This window comes from Mycobacterium sp. SVM_VP21 (assembly GCA_024758765.1).
GTDB classification, from domain to species: domain Bacteria; phylum Actinomycetota; class Actinomycetes; order Mycobacteriales; family Mycobacteriaceae; genus Mycobacterium; species Mycobacterium heraklionense_C.
Genome location: CP101406.1, coordinates 4,541,957 through 4,559,255, shown reverse-complemented (window position 1 = coordinate 4,559,255; position 17,299 = coordinate 4,541,957). Strand labels below are relative to the sequence as shown.

Sequence of the window (17,299 nt, the reverse complement as noted above, 5' to 3'; positions counted from 1 at the left end):
GCGGGTCAAGCTCCGTGGCCGGCCGGCACCTGCTCGCCGGACGGAACCGGCCCCGGCGGAGTTCCGTCCCCGAACGGCCTGCCGCCCAGCGCTTCTCGCCCATGCGGTGACAACCAATTCGCCACTTCCGGCCCGTCGGGGACGATCCGAGACGGATTGATGTCGGCGTGCACGATGTAGTAGTGCTGTTTGATCTGGACGAAGTCGGTGGTGTCGCCGAACCCGGGCGTGGTGAATAGATCCCGAGCGTAGGCCCACAGCACCGGCATCTCGGACAGCTTCTGCCGGTTGCATTTGAAATGTCCGTGGTAGACCGGGTCGAACCGGGCCAGCGTGGTGAACAGTCGCACGTCGGCCTCGGTGATGGTGTCTCCCAACAGGTATCGCTGATCGGCGAGGCGGTCGCTGACCCAGTCCAGTGCGGTGAACAATCGGTCGTAGGCGGCGTCGTAGGCCTCTTGGGTACCGGCGAAACCGCACCGATAGACCCCATTGTTGATCTCGGTGTAGATCCGCCGGGCCACCTCGTCGATCTCCTCGCGCAGCGCTTCTGGGTACAGCTGCGGCGCCCCATCACGGTGATAGGCCGTCCATTCGGTGGAGAAATCCAGAGTCATCTGGGCGAAGTCGTTGGTCACCACCGCACCGGTGGGCACGTCGACCATCGCCGGAACGGTGATCCCCTTGGCGTAGTCCGGAATGCGTTTGAAGTACGCGTCTTGCAGCCGTGGGATCTGCAGCACCGGGTCGACGCCGCCGGGGTCCAGATCGAAGGTCCAGCTGCGCTGATCGTGGGTGGGGCCGCAAAACCCTATGGAGATAACCTTTTCCAGCCCGAGCAGCCGTCGCACGATGATGGTGCGATTGGCCCACGGGCAGGCCCGCGCCACGATCAGCCGGTACCGACCCGGTTCGACGGGATACCCATCGCGGCCGTCGGCGGTGATGCGGGTGGAGATGTAGTTAGTGTCGCGCTTGAAATCGCCGCCGGCGAGGTAGCTGGCCATGCTTACCAGAGTGCCACGATTCGAGTACCGCAGACGGTCGACAGTGCCGGGCTACCCGGGCGGGTTCACACCGGAGCGTGCTGCGCCCAGGAGGTGTTCTCCCATTTCCACCGAGCCAGACGTGGTCCGACCCAGAACCCGTAGATCCCCAACGTGACAATGATCAAGATCAGCCACTTCCACCACATGCCGAACAGCCCCCACGCACTTCCGGTGAAAACGAGTTGCCGGCCCTCGATGTAGGAGTGCTTGGCACGCCACCGTTCCCGCAGCACGAGGCCGAACGGGTAACAGATCCCCAGAGTGAGCACGGTGATCAGAAAGGCCAGGACCGCAGTGCCCAGGTAGGTGCCGGCGCCACCGTCGAACGCAAACTGGTGAGTCTGAGCGCGTTTCGGCACGACGGGAGGCGCGGTCGATTGCGGGGCGGGGCCGAAATTCGGCGGGCCAGCAGGAATGGGGCCTTGTGGATGAGGCTGTGGCAGGTAGGGGGTGGACATACGCTCCCTCCGTTCCGGACGGATCAGGTCGTGGTGCCGCAGCATAGCGCCCAGGGGCTCGATGTCGGAGCTGATCTACGGGGCGGGAAGGAACCGGCGCGCCAAGTTCGACTCGGTTGAGGCGCCCGACTCCCAGTGGGCAATCCACGGGCCGGTGCCCTCGGACGGATCGAGAATGCCGTCCTCCAGCCAGAGGTAACGGTCGGACAGCACCGCGTTGGCCAACGCGGTGTCGGTACTGTCGGTGTTGGTCCACAACGCGGCGAACAACGCCTCGACCCGCAGCCGGGACTGCTCGCAGAATGCCTCGGCCAGCTGATAGGCCTGCTGTCCTTCGGCCCGATCGGCCACCCGCTGCGCCTCGGCCCGCACGCACACCGCGGCCATCGCGAACAGCTCCGCCCCGATATCCACGACCCGACCCAGGAAGCCCTGCTTCTTTTCCAGGCCGGCCTGCCACCGGGCCATGCCGTAGAAGGTGTTCCGCGCCAGCTTGCGCGAGTGCCGTTCGACGAACCGCAGATGCGTGGCCAGCTCGCCGAAATCGCGGTACGAGGTGGGCCGTTGGCCCTCGCCGAAAACGAGTTGCGGCAACCACTTTGCATAGAAGCGGCTGGCCCCGGCGGCGGATCTGGCCTTCTGCCCCAGGTCGGCCTTGGGGTTGGCGAGGTCCCCCGCGGCGCTGAGATGTGCGTCGACGGCCTCGCGCGCGATCAGTAGCCGCATGATCTCGCTGGACCCTTCGAAGATCCGGTTGATCCGCAGATCCCGAACCAGTTGCTCCACCCCCACCGCGCGCTCGCCGCGCGCCGCAAGCGACTCGGCGGTCTCGTAGCCACGGCCGCCGCGAATCTGCAACAGCTCGTCGGCGATGACGCACGCCATCTCGCTGGACCACAGCTTGGCCAACGCCGCCTCGATCCGGATGTCGTTGCGGCCCTCATCGGCCATCTGTCCGGACAGCTCCAGCACTGCATCCAGCGCGTAGCTGGTCGCGGCGATGAACGCGATCTTCTTCGCGACCGCCTCGTGCTCGCCGACCGGCCTTCCCCACTGGACGCGCTCCCGGGACCACTGCCGGGCGATCGTCAGCGACCACTTCGCCGATCCGGTCGCCATCGCGGGAATGGCCAAGCGCCCGGCGTTGAGGGTGGTCAGCGCGATCTTCAGGCCGTCGCCCTCGCGCCCGACCAGGTTCTCGGCGGGCACCCGGACCTGGTGCAGCCGGGTCACACCGTTCTCGATACCGCGCAGCCCCATGAACTTGTTTCGGCGTTCGACGGTGATCCCGGGCGAATCGGCTTCCACCACGAAGGCACTGATGCCTCCTCGGTGGCCGTCGCCGTCGGGCACCCGCGCCATCACCACCAGCAGCTCGGCCACCACGCCGTTGGTGGTCCACAGTTTCACCCCGTCCAGCTCGTAGGCGGCGCCGTCCTCGATCGGTCTGGCAGTCGAGGCCAGCCGAGCCGGATCCGAGCCGACATCCGGTTCGGTCAACAGAAACGCCGAGACCTCCCCGGCCGCGCAGCGCGGCAGGAACCTCTTCTTCTGTTCGTCGGTGCCGGCCAGTTTGAGCGGTTCCGGCACCCCGATCGACTGATGGGCGCTCAGCAGCGCCCCGAGGCTGGGATGCACGCTCGACACCATCACCAGGGCGCGGTTATAGGCGACCTGCGACATGCCCAGACCGCCGTAGTCGGCGGGGATCTTCAACCCGAAACAGCCGAGTTCGGCCAGTCCCTTGACGTACTCGTCGGGGATCAGGGCGTCACGTTCGATGACCGCGCCGTCGACGGTGTCCAGGAACTCCCGCAGCCTGCCCAGAAATTCCTCGATACGCGCGGCGTCCTGATCGGACGGCCGCGGAATCGGGTGGATGAGCGGTAGTGGAAACCGCCCGAGGAAAAGCCCCTTGGCGAAAGACGGCTTGTCCCAACCCCTCTCGCGAGACTCCTCGGCAACGGCTCGTGCCTGTTCCTCGCTGACCTGAACCTGCTGCGTCATCGGACACCTCCTCCAGAACCCCCGGATGCTGTGTCGGGGATTGACCAGTTGGTGTCAAACCAAACGCCATGCTGCTACCGCGGCCACGCGCGGAACGGTGGTTCAGCCGGTCACCGTTGGCGCATGCAGGTTTCGCACTGTCGGCGACGATTGCACTGTGCGCGGATCGGGGTAGGTGCCCAGCAGTCGATCGGCGGTGCCGGAGCTGGTCACGGTGAACCAGTAGTTCTCGTTCTTGAAGTGGTGATACCGGTGGTTGCGCCACACTGCGCGGTAGATCGCGTGGCGGGGCTTGTAGTCGGTGTGAACGAGGTAGTGAATCCATTCGTAGAACACCAGGAACGTCGCGATGGTGAGCACGAACGTCAGACCTTTTCCGGTGTCACCGAAGGCGAGCAACACCAAGGGAGTCAAGGAGATGATCACAATCAGGCTGGGCCACGGAACGAAGATCAGCGGAATATCGCGCGGGTCGCGATGATGCAGACGGTGGTCACGAGCCAGACGCGAGTCGATCGTGATGCCCGCCACGGTGCGCGGCCGCCAATGCAGGATTCCAGTATGGATAAGCCACTCGCCTAACGGCGAAAAGGCAAGGAGCCCAACGGCAATCACGACGTCACCGATCGACCAGCCGCCCACCGTCAGGCGTGCCGCCCACAGCGCACTCGCCCACGTGACGAGCATCCAAGGACTGGGGTGCCGAATGAATTCAGCGAAGGCCGCACGCAGCGTCTGCTGTTTACGCGTCATTGCGGTCCTCCAACTGGTTGGCGAGCTCGGCGAAGGCGGCACTGCCCAGGTCGAGTAGCGCCGCTGCGGCCAGCCGGGCGCCGCGTTGATCCCCGACGGCGATGGCTTCAGTGAGCGATCGGTAGTGCTCGATTTCGGTGACCTCGGCAGCCATCACGTTGACCAGCGCGTCGAGCGCGGGCACGTATGCCTGATTCAGCGTGTTGAACAGCAACCGGAACGCGATCGACTCGGCACTGTCGACGATGAGTTCCCAGAACGCCAGAGCACGCCACATGCGTTGCACGGGTTCTGATTCGGCTTCCAGCTCGTCCACCATGGCACGCAGCCGGGTTCGAGCGTCGTCGGTGGCGCGGGCCGCCGCCAGGGCGGCCACCTGCGGACCGATGATGGCGCGTGCCTCGACCAGGCCGGCCAAGGTGGCGCGGTCGACGTCGCCGCCGTGCACGAGCAGCAACGGCAACACATCGAAACCGGCCTCGGCGCGGAAGTCGCGCACCACGGTGGACCCGCCCTGGCGGACCTGGATGAGACGCGCCCGGTCGAGACGGCCCAGCGCCTCCCGGACCGCGGCACGCGATACGCCGAGCGCCTCGGACAGGGTTCGCTCACTCGGCAGGGTGTCGCCGGGCGTCCGGTCACCGGAGAGCACCTGGCCGGCGAGCTGGGCGAAGATCTCGTCGGGTATCGACTGACGAGTGATCGGCTGCAGGGTCATGATCGGAACCCTAGCACGAAAAATGGCCGGAGGTCTGGTGGTCAGACCAGTTGTCTTCTCAGCGTGCTGTCGCTGCGGTCATTTCAGTAGTCAGTCAGCGACGATCGCCACTTCGCAGCGGGGATCGCCGGCACCGGCTGGGCTCAGGCGTCGAGCTCGCGCGCCACGGCCTTGACCACCTCGGAGATCTGCCGAGCGGTCTTGCGGTCCGGGTATTTACCCTTGCGCAGCTCCGGCTGCACAGTGCCTTCCAGCAGGGTGATCATGTCCTCGACCATGCCGTGCAGCTCGTCGGGAGTATGCCGGTGCTCGACAGCCGGCGCCGCCTCACGTCGGGTCCGCGACAGGCTCGGCGGCGGGTCGATCAGCTTCACCGTCAGCGCCTGCGGCCCGCGACGTCCGGCAGCGACGCCGAACTCGACCCGCTGGCCCGCCTTGAGACCCTCCACACCGTCCGGCAGGGCCGAGGAGCGGACGTAGACGTCCTCACCTTCTTCCTGGGACAGGAAGCCGAAGCCCTTCGCGGCGTCGTACCACTTCACCTTGCCGGTCGGCACTGGTCTCACCTGCTTGTCTTGCTTGATCACGTACGTGGGGACATAAAGGAAGCGTCCCGCCTGCGCAGGACGCGTCAGCAGCCGATCCTACTAGGACAAAGACCCGTAAAACACCCAGGTTTCCTCGGTAGGCTGGTGCAGCCGCTGGAGGAGACCAGGACCGGACACCGACGTCGATGCGGTCGCTCCCCGGCCGACCGAATCGGATACGGATATGACGTTGAGGCAAGCGGGTCTGCGCACTCCGCCACCGCATGCGGATGCCGCCGACGCGGACCACCAGGAGGCGGCCCGGAAGGCCGCCTTCCATGAAGCCGTGGAGCGTGCCGTCGCTACGCAGATGCCGACCACCGGGCCGCTGGTGGACACCTTCGGGCGAGTGCACACCGATCTGCGGATATCCCTGACCGACCGTTGCAACCTTCGTTGTACCTATTGCATGCCGGCCGAGGGATTGGACTGGATTCCCAGCCAGCACCTGCTGAGCGACGATGAGCTGATTCGACTGATGCGCATCGGCGTCGACCGACTTGGCATCACCGACATCCGGTTCACCGGTGGCGAGCCGCTGCTGGCCCGCCACCTCGAAGTCGTGGTGGCCGGCGCCGCGGCACTGCGCCCGCGGCCCGAGATCGCGTTGACCACCAACGGCCTGGGCCTGGCCCGCCGGGCCGGCGCCCTGGTGGCGGCCGGGCTCGACCGAATCAACGTGTCGCTGGACACCGTCGACCGCGCCCACTTCGCCGAGATCACCCGGCGCGACCGCCTGCCCGACGTCCTCGCCGGTCTGGACGCGGCCGCGCAGGCCGGGATGCGGCCGATCAAGGTCAATGCCGTGCTCGATCCCAAGATCACCGGCGACGACATCATCAACCTGCTGCGCTTCTGCTTACTGCACGGCTACCACTTGCGGGTGATCGAAATGATGCCGTTGGACGCCGACCACAACTGGAACCGTGACGCCGGACTCAGCGTCGAGCAACTGCTAGAGACGGTGCAGGCCCAGTTCACCCTGCGGCCCGATCCGAAACCGCGCGGCTCCGCGCCGGCCGAACTCTGGCTCGTTGATGAGAGCCCGAAGACACCGGCGGGCACGTTCGGGATCATCGCTTCGGTATCGCGGCCGTTCTGCGGAGACTGCGACCGGACGCGACTCACCGCCGACGGCCAGATTCGCAACTGCCTGTTCGCCACCGAGGAGTACGACCTGCGCGCCCTACTGCGAGACGGTTCCGATGACGACGCCATCGAGCAGGCGTGGCGGGCCGCGATGTGGACCAAGAAGGCTGGCCATGGCATCAACGATCCGGATTTCATCCAGCCGGACCGCCCGATGAGCGCGATCGGCGGCTGATCCATGACCCATCAGACCGACGCCACCCATACCGGCGTCGCGGTGACGGTCCGCTACTTCGCCGCGGCGCGGGCTGCAGCCGGAGCCGAATCGGAGACCGTCACCGTGCCCCTCGGGGGCGGAGTGGCCGCCTTGGCCCAGACCCTCGCCGCCCGGAACGAGCGGCTGGCATCGGTGCTGAGCCGGTGCTCCTACTTGCGCGACGGGATCGCGGTGCGCGACCAGGAGGCGGCGTTGCAGCCCGGCGAAACAGTCGACGTACTGCCGCCGTTCGCCGGCGGTTAGCAAGCCTCGACGAAGGAGAGGCGAAGCTGGACCGCCGAATCAAACCCGGCGGTTAGCAAGCCTCGACGAAGGAGAGGCGCAGCTGGACCGCCGAATCAAACCCGGCGGTTAGCATGATCTACGTCACATAACGAATTGATTACGAGCCGACAACAGCTTGATGGAGAGGGCTTTGACCTGCGCAAACGTGGGCGGTTCCTGGCGGTTTTGGAAGAGCTAGCGATGAAAACACCCGGGAGCGCTAAGGGTGACTCAGCGGGTAAGACCGGTTACGGTACATCTCCGGGTGTATCGAAAATTTTCCGTTCGATCCACCTTTCTTCACCCGTAGCGCCGAGCTCCATCCAACGGGAGAGGAAAACCTCAAATACCTGATGGATGGAGGCGGGGGACCCACCGGGTCCGCCGAGAGCGGCCCTGAGGCCTTAACCGGCCTCTTGGGGTGAAGCCGACGACGCACCGTGTGCATCAAGGCCGGGCAGTCCCCCCTGTCCGAACCCGACGCTGACCTCGCAGGCGTAGACAGAGAGGAATTCACCACCGTATGAGTGGACGGCATCGCAAGCCCACCCAATCGAACGTCAACATCGCCAAAATCGCTTTCACCGGAGCTGTGATCGGTGGCGGCAGCCTGGCCCTCGCCGGGACCGCAGCCGCGGCTACCGATGACGAGTGGGACCACGTAGCCCGGTGCGAATCCGGCAACAACTGGGGCATCAACACCGGCAACGGATACCAGGGCGGGCTGCAGTTCTCGCCGAGCACCTGGAGTTCGCACGGTGGTGGCAAGTACGCCCCGTCGGCACACCTAGCCAGCCGCGAGCAACAGATCGCGGTTGCGGAGCACGTGCTGGCAACCCAGGGCCGTGGCGCCTGGCCGGTCTGCGGCCGCGGGCTGTCCGGCGCATCGCAGCGTGAGGTCCCGGCAGCGCCGCCGGCCGACGCCCCTATCGACAACCCGGACGTCAACGGCGAGACCGTGGCCATGGACAACCCGATGGCTCCCCCGCCCGCGCCCGAGCCCGCACCGTGGTGGGCTCCGGCTCCCGAGGGTCCGGCTCCCGCGGAAGGCGCCGCACCGGCGGCTCCCGCAGGCTGGTTCCCCGAAGCTCCGGCTCCCGAGGCCCCGGCACCTGAGGCCCCGGCCCCGATCGCCGAGGACCTTCCTCCGGCCCCCGAGGCTCCCGCTCCGGACGCTCCGGCGCCCGAGGCCCCGGCCCCGATCGCCGAGGATGTCCCGCCGCCGGCCCCCGAGGCTCCTGCGCCTTGGTGGAACCCGGAGGCTCCGGCACCCGAGGCCCCGGCTCCCGGCGACGAGGTGGCTCCGGCTCCCGGTCAGGACGGCAACCGGCAGGAAGCGGTGTCGGTCGGCTTCCACCAGCAGCTGTGGCAGGCCGTCCGGTCGGAGAACATCAGCGGCAACGACGCGCTGGACGCGTTCGCGCAGCAGCCCAGCCGGGTTATGTAACGCACCTACGGAAAGCGGGGGCCGGATCACCGGCCCCCGTTTTTTGTGTTCACACGGCCATCAGGCCGAGCCGACCCACTCCTCGGTGTCGTCGGCGAAGAACTGGTGCTTCCACACCGGCAGCCGCGCCTTGATGGTGTCGACAAGCAGCGCGCAGGCCTCGAAGGCCTCCCGGCGGTGATCGGCCGCCACGGCGGCCACCAGAGCGGCGTCACCGATGTGCAGCACACCGATCCGGTGGCTGGCGGCCAACGCGCGGACCCCGACGGCCTGCTCGGCCACCTCGGCCAGCACTTCGGCCATCACCTGCTGCGCCGACGGGTGCGCGGAGTACTCCAGCCGCCGCACCTGTTGCCCGTGGTCGTGGTCGCGGATCATGCCGACGAATCCCACGATCGCTCCCGCGGCGCGGTGGCCTACCAGCTCTTCGTGCTCGGACAGCACGATCGGTTGCTCGGTGATCGCGGCCCGCAGGATCAGCGCGGCGGGGGCCGTCACCGGTGGTCTCCGCCGGCGAGCTGGTCCAAGGCGTGATCTAAGACGTCGGCCAGCACGCCAAGCCCGTCGCGGACCCCGCCGGACGACCCGGGCAGGTTGACCAGCAGGCTGCGGCCCGCCACCCCGCACACACCCCGAGACAGCACCGAGGTCGGCACCTTCGGCAACCCGGACCGGCGGATGGCATCGGCGAGGCCGGGGATCTCGTAATCGAGCACCGTGAGCGTCTGCGCCGGGGTGTCGTCGGTCGGTGAAATGCCGGTTCCCCCGGAGGTGATGATCACGTCCACCCCGTCGGCCACCGCGGCGCGTAGGGCGGCGCCGACCGGCTCGCCGTCAGCCACGACCTCCGGCTGAGCCTCGGCGAAGCCGCGCTGCGCCAGCCAGTCGGCGATGATCGGCCCGGTGCGGTCGGTGTACACCCCGGCCGACGCGCGGGTGGACGCGATGATGATTCGGGCGGTCCGGGCGCTCACGAGCGCTCCCAGGCGCCGGTACGGCCGCCGTCCTTGCTCAGCACCCGGATGTTGTCGATGACGGCGGCGCGGTCGACGGCCTTGATCATGTCGTAGAGGGTCAGGGCCGCCACGCTGACCGCGGTCAGCGCTTCCATCTCGACCCCGGTGCGGTCCGTGGTGCGTACCGAGGCGGTGATGTCGATCTGGGATTCGCCGATGGTGAAGTCCACGTCGACTCCGGTCAAGGCCAGTTGGTGGCAGAGCGGAATCAGATCGCTGGTGCGTTTGGCGGCCATGATGCCGGCCACCCGGGCGGTGGCCAACGCGTCGCCCTTGGGCAGTCCGCCGGCCGAGATCAGCTGGATCACTTCAGCGGTGGTGCACAGCACGCCGCCGGCGACCGCAACGCGCTTGGTGGTCGCCTTGGCGCTGACGTCGACCATGTGGGCCGCGCCCCGGTCATCGAGGTGTGAGAGCGGCCCGGTCATGGCGTCACCGCTACCGGTTGACGACAGTGACCGGATGCAGGTAGGGCAGCTCGTCGGCCGGCAGCGGGAACACGAGGTCCCCGAACGGCGACAGTGCGCCAGTCCGGTCGGTGCGCAGCTCGCTGACGGCGGGTTCGCCGTCGGTCTCCGGCCAACCGTTGTCGACGTACCGGTTCTTGTTGTCCTGGTTTCCAGCCACGGCACCATTCTGACAGGTCGCGATCGAAGACGTTCACCGGTTGGGCCTTACGCTGGTCGTCGCCTTACGCTGGTCGTCGATGACCGAACGCGCCCGGGGTGTCCCACTGGGGTCGTGGCTGGCCGACCTGCCCGATGAGGATCTGATCCGGCTTCTGAAGCTACGGCCGGACCTCGCCCAACCCCCGCCCGGCAGCATCGCCGCCCTGGCGGCGCGAGCCCAGGCCCGCCAGTCGGTTCGGGCCGCTACCGACGAGCTGGATTTCCTGCGGCTCGCCGTCCTCGATGCGCTGCTGGAATTGCACGCCGACGGCACCGGCGTGCCGGTCACCGATCTGCTGGCGCTGCTCGGCGAGCGCGCACCCGCCGACGCGGTGACCGAGGCGCTGACCGACCTGATCGAGCGGGCGTTGTGTTGGGGTTCGCATGAGCCGGGCGGACTACTGCGCATCGCCGCCGAGGCGGGCGCGGGCCTGCCCTGGCATCCGGGTCAAGTGACCCGAGAAGAACCGGTAGACGGTGATGCCGAGATCGCCACACTTCACGAAGCCATCGCCGATTTGGACGCTCCGCAGCGTGATCTGTTGGACAAGCTGCTGACCGGCTCCCCGATCGGGCGCACCCGCGACGCCGCCCCCGACGCACCCCCGGAACGTCCGGTGCCCAGGCTGCTGGCAGCCGGGCTGCTGCGTCGCGTCGACGACGAGACGGTGATCCTGCCGCGGCTCGTCGGTCAAGTGCTGCGGGGCGAGCAGCCCGGCCCGATCGCGTTGCACGAGCCCGACCCGGTGGTGTCGCAGACCACCGCGGCCGATGTCGACGCGGCGGCGGCCGGCGCAGTGATCGACGTGTTGCGCGAACTCGACGTGATCCTGGCCAATCTGGGTGAAACGCCGGTACCGGAGCTGCGCAGCGGCGGGCTGGGTGTGCGCGAGGTCAAGCGACTGGCCAAGGCCACCGGGGTCGACGAGATCCGGCTGGGCCTGCTGCTGGAGGTCGCCGCAACCGCGCGGCTGATCGCGGCCGATTTTCCCGACCCGGCGAGCGTCGATCAACGGGACTGGCCCGACGCCGACGGCCCGTCCTGGGCGCCGACGGTGCTCGCCGACCGGTTCGCCGAGCAGTCCACCGCGGAGCGCTGGCATCTGCTGGCCGCCACCTGGCTGGATCTGCCGGCCCGGCCGGGTCTGATCGGCAGCCGCGGCGCCGACGGCAAACCCCGGGCGGCGCTGTCCACCCCGTTGTTCTCCACCGCCGCCCCGCTGGATCGCCGGCTGCTGCTGGGCATGCTCGCCGAACTGCCCGTAGGCGCCGGGGTCGACACGGTGGCCGCGTCGCAGGCGCTGATCTGGCGCCGGCCGCGCTGGGCCAACCGGCTCCAGCCCGGCCCGGTGGGCGAACTACTCGACGAGGCGCACGCCCTGGGTGTGCTGGGCCGCGGCGCGCTCAGCTCCCCCGGGCGGATCCTGCTGGCCGCCGGCGCCGACGGCGCTGCCTCCGACGCCGAGGATGCCGCCGCAGTGGCCGCGATGGCCAAGGCGCTGCCCGAGCCGATCGACCACTTCTTGGTGCAGGCCGACCTGACCGTGGTGGTGCCGGGGCCGCTGAAACGTGAACTCGCCGAGGAATTGGCCGTCGTCGCCACCGTGGAATCGGCCGGCGCCGCAATGGTCTACCGAGTCTCCGAACAGACCATCCGGTCCGCCTTGGACGTGGGCCGTACCGGTGCCGGACTGCGGACGTTCTTCGAGAAGCACTCCAAGACCCCGGTCCCGCAAGGCCTCAGCTATCTGATCGACGACGTCGCACGCCGGCACGGGCAGCTGCGGATCGGGTTGGCGGCCTCCTTCGTGCGCTGCGAGGATCCCGCACTGCTGGCCCAGGCGGTCGCCGTGCCGGCCGCCGAGACGCTGGGCCTGCGGATGCTGGCCCCGACGGTGGCGGTGGCGCAGGCTCCGCTCGCCGACGTACTGGCCGCGCTGCGCGACGCCGGTTTCGCCCCGGCCGCCGAGGATGCCACCGGAACGATCGTCGACATCCGGCCGCGCGGGATGCGGGTGCACACCCCCGCGGAGCGTCGCGGGCACCGGCCACACCCCGGTCCCGGTGAGGACAGCCTGACCGCGCTGGTCCGGGTGCTACGCACCGTGACGTCGGCGCCGTTCGACAACATCCGGCTGGACCCGGTGACCGCGATGATCATGCTCAAGCGCGCCGCGCTGGAGCGGGCCACGGTGATGATCGGCTACGTCGACGCCGCCGGGGTGGCCACCCAGCGCGAAGTGGCTCCCACCCAGGTGTTAGGTGGGCGGCTGATGGCGTTCGATTCGACGTCGGGGCAGATGAAGGATTTCGCGATCCACCGCATCACCTCGGTGTCGTCGGCCCCCGACGACGACGCAACGCACTAGCGACGGATGTCGGGGCAGCCCGGATAATGGGCCCCATGAGCACTGACGGGCCGTTGATCGTCCAATCCGACAAGACCGTGCTGCTCGAGGTCGACCACGAACAGGCCGGTTCGGCGCGCGCCGCCATCGCGCCGTTCGCCGAGCTCGAGCGCGCCCCGGAGCACATCCACACCTACCGCATCACCCCGCTGGCGTTGTGGAACGCCCGAGCCGCCGGCCACGACGCCGAGCAGGTGGTCGACGCCTTGGTCAGCCATTCTCGGTACGCGGTGCCGCAACCGCTGCTGGTCGACATCGTCGACACTATGGCGCGCTACGGGCGCCTGCAGCTGGTGAAGAGCCCGGTGCACGGCCTGACCCTGGTCAGCCTGGATCGCGCGGTGCTCGAGGAAGTGCTGCGCAACAAGAAGATCGCGCCGATGCTCGGTGCCCGCCTCGATGACGACACCGTCGTGGTGCATCCCAGTGAGCGCGGCCGGGTCAAGCAGATGCTGCTCAAGATCGGCTGGCCGGCAGAGGATCTGGCGGGTTACGTCGACGGCGAGGCCCATCCGATCGAGCTGGCCCAGGACGGCTGGCAGCTGCGCGACTATCAGGAGATGGCCGCCGACTCGTTCTGGTCGGGTGGTTCGGGGGTGGTGGTGTTGCCCTGCGGTGCCGGCAAGACATTGGTCGGTGCCGCGGCGATGGCCAAGGCGAAGGCCACCACGCTGATCCTGGTCACCAACACCGTCGCGGGCCGGCAGTGGAAACGCGAATTGGTGGCGCGCACGTCGCTGACCGAAGAGGAGATAGGCGAGTACTCCGGTGAGCGCAAGGAGATCCGGCCGGTCACCATCGCCACGTATCAGGTGATCACCCGGCGCACCAAGGGTGAATATCGGCACCTGGAGTTGTTCGACAGCCGCGACTGGGGGCTGATCATCTACGACGAGGTGCATCTGCTGCCCGCGCCGGTGTTCCGGATGACCGCCGATCTGCAGTCCCGCCGCCGCCTGGGCCTGACCGCGACGCTGATCCGCGAGGACGGCCGCGAAGGTGACGTGTTCTCGCTGATCGGGCCCAAGCGTTACGACGCACCGTGGAAGGACATCGAGGCGCAGGGCTGGATCGCTCCGGCCGAGTGCATCGAGGTGCGGGTCACCATGACCGAGAGCGAGCGGATGACCTACGCGGTCGCCGAGCCCGAGGAGCGCTACAAGTTGTGCTCGACGGTGCACTCCAAGATCGCGGTGGTGCGCTCGATCCTCAAGCAGCATCCCGGCGAACAGACCCTGGTGATCGGCGCCTATCTCGACCAATTGGAGGAACTGGGCGAGCAGTTGGACGCCCCGGTGATCCAGGGCTCGACGCGTACCGCCGAGCGCGAGAAGCTGTTCGACGCCTTCCGCCGCGGTGAGATCTCCACCCTGGTGGTGTCCAAGGTCGCCAACTTCTCCATCGACCTGCCGGAAGCATCGGTGGCCGTGCAGGTCTCGGGCACCTTCGGGTCACGGCAGGAGGAGGCCCAGCGGCTGGGCCGGCTGCTGCGCCCCAAGGCCGATGGCGGCGGCGCGGTGTTCTACTCGGTGGTCGCCCGCGACAGCCTGGACGCCGAATACGCGGCACACCGGCAGCGGTTCCTGGCCGAGCAGGGCTACGGCTACATCATCCGCGACGCCGACGACCTGCTCGGTCCGGCAATCTGAAGGCGACGCCCGGCGTTCGCGGCTAGCCTCGAAACATGAGTCTTTCCAAGGACGAGCGCGAGCAGTTTCTGGCCGAGCCGCACATCGCGGCGCTGTCGGTGAACGCCGGCGCCGGCCGAGGTCCGCTCACGGTGCCGATCTGGTACCAGTACGCACCCGGCGGTGAGCCCTGGGTGTTGACCGGGGCCGAGTCGCGCAAAGCCAAGCTCATCGAGGCAGCCGGCAGCTTCTCGCTGATGGTGGAGCGTACCGAGCCGACACTGCGCTACGTCGCCGTCGACGGCACCGTCAGCCGCATCGAGCCCGGCACCGAAGTCCTCCACGCCGAACTGGCCCACCGCTACCTGCCGCCCGATCGGGCCGAGAAGTTCCTCGAGTACGCGTTGGCCCAACTGGGCGAGCAGGTGGTCATCTATCTGCGTCCCCAGCACTGGATTTCAGCAGACCTGGGGGCGATCTAAGCCCGACGGCGCGGCTCAGCGCACGCAGACGTCGGCCGGCAGCAGCAGCATCACCGGCCACAGCGCCACCGAGGTCACCGTCGCCACCTCGTAGACGCTGGCCGGCGGGATGCCGTACTGCCGCTCGGCCTGCGCTTGGAGCCGCTCGACGCCGTCGGGGTGCAGGAACAGCCACACCACGCCGGCGATCACGTAGACCAGGCCGAGCCACAGCGCCGCCTCGATCAGCGCCCCAACGCTCACCTGGCGGTCGAGGAAACGCAGAATCCCCCGAAACCGCGGGGTTTCGGGGGATTCCACGTTGTCACCTGATTACAGCAGCGATGCCGGCGGGTTGAACCGGTCGCCGTAGGTGGCGGCCAGCTCCTGAGCCCGCGCCACGAAGGCGGCCTTGCCGCCGGGGTAGCCGGTGATGTACTGCGCGGTGCCGCCAGTCCACGGCGGGAACCCGATGCCCATGATCGCGCCGATGTTGGCGTCGGCCGTCGAGGTCAGCACGCCCTCGTCGAAGCACTTCTGGGTTTCGAGCACCTCGGCGAAGAGCATCCGGTCGATCATGTCCTGCAGCGGCGGGGTGGAGCTGCCCGAGTTGAACGTCTCCCGCAGGCCCGACCACAGACCGGTGCGCTTGCCGTCGACGTACTCGTAGAAGCCGGCACCCTTCAGGCGCGACGGACGACCGATTTCGATCATCTTGTCGACGACCTCTTCGTTGCGCTGCTTGGCGAGGGTGCCACCGGCCGCCTCGACACCCTCGCGGGTGGCGGTGGCGATCTTCTGCATCAGCTCCAGGTTGAGCTCGTCGCAGAGCTGCAGCGGAGCTGCCGGGTAGCCGGCCTGCAGACCGGCCTGCTCGATGCTGGCCGGCTCCACGCCCTCACCGAGCATCATCAGCGCCTCGTTGACGAAGGTGCCGATCACGCGCGAGGTGTAGAAGCCGCGGCTGTCGTTGACCACGATCGGGGTCTTCTTGATCGCCAGCACGTAGTCGAACACCCGGGCCAGCGCCTCGTCGGAAGTCTTCTCGCCCTTGATGATCTCCACCAGCGGCATCTTGTCGACCGGCGAGAAGAAGTGGATCCCGATGAAGTCCTCCTGGCGCTTCACGCCGGTCGCCAGACCGGTGATCGGCAGCGTGGAGGTGTTCGATCCCAGCAGTGCGTTGGGCTCGACGATGTCCTCGATCTCCTGGAAGACCTTGTGCTTGAGCTCCTGGCTCTCGAACACGGCCTCGATCACGAAGTCGACGCCGGCCAGGTCCTGCGGGTCGGCGGTCGGGGTGATCTTGTCCAGCAGCGCCTGCGACTTCTCAGCGGTGGTGCGACCCCGCTCGAGCGCCTTGGCTTCCAGCTTCTCCGAGTAACCCTTGCCGCGCTGGGCCGCCTCGAGCGAGACGTCCTTGAGCACCACGTCGTAGCCGGCCTTGGCCGACACGTAGGCGATGCCGGCGCCCATCATCCCGGCACCGAGCACACCGATCTTGCGGATCGGGGTCTGCGCGATGCCTTCGGGCCGGCTGCCGCCGCCGTTGATGTGCTGCAGGTCGAAGAAGAACGCCTGGATCATGTTCTTGGCGACGTTGCCGGTGACCAGCGAGATGAAGTAGCGGGTCTCGATGCGGCTGGCGGTGTCGAAGTCCACCTGCGCGCCCTCGATCGCGGCGGCCAGGATCGCTCGCGGCGCGGGCATGTTGGCCCCCTTGACCTGCTTGCGCAGCAGGGCCGGGAACGACGGGAGGATCGCCGCCAGGGCCGGGGTGGCCGGAGTGCCGCCGGGCATCTTGTATCCCTTGGCATCCCACGGCTGCACGCCGGCGTCGGGGTTGGCCTTGATCCACGCCTTGGCGGCGGGCACCAGCTCCTCGACGGTAGGCAGCACCTCGTCGACCAGGCCGATCTCCTTGGCCTTGGCCGGCTTGAAGCGGGTGCCTTGGGCCAGCACGTTCATGAAGGCGTTCTGGATGCCCAGCATCCGCACGGTGCGGGCGACACCGCCGCCGCCGGGCAGCAGGCCCAGGGTGACCTCGGGCAGGCCGAGCTGGCTGCCCTTGGCGTCGGCCGCGATCCGGTGGTGACACGCCAGCGCGATCTCCAGGCCACCGCCGAGGGCGGCGCCGTTGATGGCGGCCACGACCGGCTTACCCAGGGTCTCCAGGGCGCGCAGGTCGGCCTTGATGCCTTCGCACTGCTCGAAGACGGCCTGGGCGTCGGCCGGGCCGACGTGGATCATCGCCTTGAGGTCGCCACCGGCGAAGAAGGTCTTCTTCGCGCTGGTGATGACAACACCGGTGACCGAGTCCTTCTCCTCGATCAGGCGCTGCACCGCGTTGTGCATGGACTCGCGGTAGTGGTCGTTCATGACGTTGGCCGACCCGGTCGGGTCATCCAGGGTCAGCGTGACGATGCCGTCGGCATCCTTGTCCCACTTGATGGTGTTCTCTGCCATTTT

At 68.1% G+C, this 17,299-nt stretch carries 18 protein-coding genes and 1 riboswitch; of the genes, 6 read left to right on the top strand and 12 right to left on the bottom strand.

All coding sequences use genetic code 11. From position 1 onward, the window contains the following. Positions 1-5 precede the first annotated feature (5 nt). The 6 genes from NM962_21330 to NM962_21305 form a co-directional block, all read right to left on the bottom strand. On the bottom strand, positions 6-1,007 hold the full coding sequence (locus tag NM962_21330) for a glutathione S-transferase C-terminal domain-containing protein (GenBank protein ID UVO12370.1): 1,002 nt from the start codon (positions 1,005-1,007) through the stop codon (positions 6-8). Between the two features lie 65 nt (positions 1,008-1,072). Further along, positions 1,073-1,408, bottom strand: coding sequence for a YjgN family protein (locus NM962_21325; GenBank protein UVO12369.1), 336 nt, complete (start codon positions 1,406-1,408; stop codon positions 1,073-1,075). A 174-nt stretch (positions 1,409-1,582) separates the two neighbouring features. Next, a complete protein-coding gene (locus NM962_21320) occupies positions 1,583-3,514 on the bottom strand; it encodes an acyl-CoA dehydrogenase family protein (GenBank protein ID UVO12368.1) in 1,932 nt (643 codons plus the stop codon). Positions 3,515-3,616: 102 nt separating this feature from the next. Further along, complete coding sequence (locus NM962_21315) at positions 3,617-4,267, bottom strand: sterol desaturase family protein (protein ID UVO12367.1); 651 nt, start codon at positions 4,265-4,267, stop codon at positions 3,617-3,619. Beyond that, positions 4,257-4,985: a GntR family transcriptional regulator gene (locus NM962_21310; protein UVO12366.1), complete on the bottom strand. Its 729-nt coding sequence runs from the start codon at positions 4,983-4,985 to the stop codon at positions 4,257-4,259. Before NM962_21310 ends, NM962_21315 begins: the two co-directional genes overlap by 11 nt. 143 nt (positions 4,986-5,128) lie before the next feature. After that, positions 5,129-5,542, bottom strand: coding sequence for a cold-shock protein (locus NM962_21305; GenBank protein ID UVO14878.1), 414 nt, complete (start codon positions 5,540-5,542; stop codon positions 5,129-5,131). Between the two features lie 340 nt (positions 5,543-5,882). Between NM962_21305 and moaA the strand changes: the two genes are divergently transcribed. The 3 genes from moaA to NM962_21290 all read left to right on the top strand — a co-directional run bounded on the left by moaA (position 5,883) and on the right by NM962_21290 (position 8,649). Further along, positions 5,883-6,896 carry a GTP 3',8-cyclase MoaA gene (gene moaA, locus NM962_21300; GenBank protein UVO14877.1) on the top strand — a complete coding sequence of 338 codons (1,014 nt, stop codon included), beginning with the start codon at positions 5,883-5,885 and terminating at the stop codon, positions 6,894-6,896. A gap of 3 nt (positions 6,897-6,899) precedes the next feature. After that, positions 6,900-7,181 carry a MoaD/ThiS family protein gene (locus NM962_21295; GenBank protein ID UVO12365.1) on the top strand — a complete coding sequence of 94 codons (282 nt, stop codon included), beginning with the start codon at positions 6,900-6,902 and terminating at the stop codon, positions 7,179-7,181. A gap of 351 nt (positions 7,182-7,532) precedes the next feature. After that, a riboswitch (cyclic di-AMP (ydaO/yuaA leader) is annotated at positions 7,533-7,716 on the top strand. Between the two features lie 9 nt (positions 7,717-7,725). Next, complete coding sequence (locus NM962_21290; GenBank protein ID UVO12364.1) at positions 7,726-8,649, top strand: transglycosylase family protein; 924 nt, start codon at positions 7,726-7,728, stop codon at positions 8,647-8,649. A 60-nt stretch (positions 8,650-8,709) separates the two neighbouring features. Here the strand turns inward: NM962_21290 and NM962_21285 are convergent, their stop codons facing one another. From NM962_21285 to NM962_21270, 4 genes are read right to left on the bottom strand one after another with little or no spacing between them, the layout of a single operon-like run. Then, positions 8,710-9,129 carry a molybdenum cofactor biosynthesis protein MoaE gene (locus tag NM962_21285; GenBank protein ID UVO14876.1) on the bottom strand — a complete coding sequence of 140 codons (420 nt, stop codon included), beginning with the start codon at positions 9,127-9,129 and terminating at the stop codon, positions 8,710-8,712. Positions 9,130-9,143: 14 nt separating this feature from the next. After that, positions 9,144-9,623: a MogA/MoaB family molybdenum cofactor biosynthesis protein gene (locus NM962_21280; protein UVO12363.1), complete on the bottom strand. Its 480-nt coding sequence runs from the start codon at positions 9,621-9,623 to the stop codon at positions 9,144-9,146. Then, positions 9,620-10,093 carry a cyclic pyranopterin monophosphate synthase MoaC gene (moaC, locus tag NM962_21275; protein UVO12362.1) on the bottom strand — a complete coding sequence of 158 codons (474 nt, stop codon included), beginning with the start codon at positions 10,091-10,093 and terminating at the stop codon, positions 9,620-9,622. Before moaC ends, NM962_21280 begins: the two co-directional genes overlap by 4 nt. Positions 10,094-10,103: 10 nt before the next feature. Then, entirely contained in the window at positions 10,104-10,292 is a 189-nt protein-coding gene (locus NM962_21270) for a hypothetical protein (protein UVO12361.1), read from the bottom strand. Between the two features lie 79 nt (positions 10,293-10,371). Here NM962_21270 and NM962_21265 point away from each other — a divergent pair, with 79 nt between their 5' ends. Genes NM962_21265 through NM962_21255 form a run of 3 tightly spaced genes read left to right on the top strand, consistent with a single transcriptional unit; the run spans position 10,372 to position 14,851 of the window. Beyond that, positions 10,372-12,702: a helicase-associated domain-containing protein gene (locus NM962_21265; protein UVO12360.1), complete on the top strand. Its 2,331-nt coding sequence runs from the start codon at positions 10,372-10,374 to the stop codon at positions 12,700-12,702. Between the two features lie 35 nt (positions 12,703-12,737). Continuing rightward, positions 12,738-14,390 (top strand): DEAD/DEAH box helicase, encoded by a 1,653-nt coding sequence (locus tag NM962_21260; GenBank protein ID UVO12359.1) that lies wholly within the window; start codon positions 12,738-12,740, stop codon positions 14,388-14,390. 35 nt (positions 14,391-14,425) lie between these two features. After that, positions 14,426-14,851 carry a pyridoxamine 5'-phosphate oxidase family protein gene (locus tag NM962_21255; GenBank protein ID UVO12358.1) on the top strand — a complete coding sequence of 142 codons (426 nt, stop codon included), beginning with the start codon at positions 14,426-14,428 and terminating at the stop codon, positions 14,849-14,851. Positions 14,852-14,866: 15 nt separating this feature from the next. On the opposite strand, the gene NM962_21250 is transcribed toward NM962_21255, so the two are convergent. After that, positions 14,867-15,151, bottom strand: coding sequence for a hypothetical protein (locus NM962_21250; GenBank protein UVO12357.1), 285 nt, complete (start codon positions 15,149-15,151; stop codon positions 14,867-14,869). A gap of 12 nt (positions 15,152-15,163) precedes the next feature. Continuing rightward, complete coding sequence (locus NM962_21245; protein UVO12356.1) at positions 15,164-17,296, bottom strand: 3-hydroxyacyl-CoA dehydrogenase NAD-binding domain-containing protein; 2,133 nt, start codon at positions 17,294-17,296, stop codon at positions 15,164-15,166. Between the last annotated feature and the right edge of the window lie 3 nt (positions 17,297-17,299).

Bases quoted from the DNA above. Each gene is read 5' to 3' on its own strand.
- NM962_21330 (UVO12370.1), bottom strand. From the start codon at position 1,007: ATGGCCAGCTACCTCGCCGGCGGCGATTTCAAGCGCGACACTAACTAC.
- NM962_21320 (UVO12368.1), bottom strand. From the start codon at position 3,514: ATGACGCAGCAGGTTCAGGTCAGCGAGGAACAGGCACGAGCCGTTGCC.
- NM962_21315 (UVO12367.1), bottom strand. From the start codon at position 4,267: ATGACGCGTAAACAGCAGACGCTGCGTGCGGCCTTCGCTGAATTCATT.
- NM962_21310 (UVO12366.1), bottom strand. From the start codon at position 4,985: ATGACCCTGCAGCCGATCACTCGTCAGTCGATACCCGACGAGATCTTC.
- moaA (UVO14877.1), top strand. From the start codon at position 5,883: ATGCCGACCACCGGGCCGCTGGTGGACACCTTCGGGCGAGTGCACACC.
- NM962_21295 (UVO12365.1), top strand. From the start codon at position 6,900: ATGACCCATCAGACCGACGCCACCCATACCGGCGTCGCGGTGACGGTC.
- NM962_21290 (UVO12364.1), top strand. From the start codon at position 7,726: ATGAGTGGACGGCATCGCAAGCCCACCCAATCGAACGTCAACATCGCC.
- moaC (UVO12362.1), bottom strand. From the start codon at position 10,093: ATGACCGGGCCGCTCTCACACCTCGATGACCGGGGCGCGGCCCACATG.
- NM962_21265 (UVO12360.1), top strand. From the start codon at position 10,372: ATGACCGAACGCGCCCGGGGTGTCCCACTGGGGTCGTGGCTGGCCGAC.
- NM962_21260 (UVO12359.1), top strand. From the start codon at position 12,738: ATGAGCACTGACGGGCCGTTGATCGTCCAATCCGACAAGACCGTGCTG.
- NM962_21255 (UVO12358.1), top strand. From the start codon at position 14,426: ATGAGTCTTTCCAAGGACGAGCGCGAGCAGTTTCTGGCCGAGCCGCAC.
- NM962_21245 (UVO12356.1), bottom strand. From the start codon at position 17,296: ATGGCAGAGAACACCATCAAGTGGGACAAGGATGCCGACGGCATCGTC.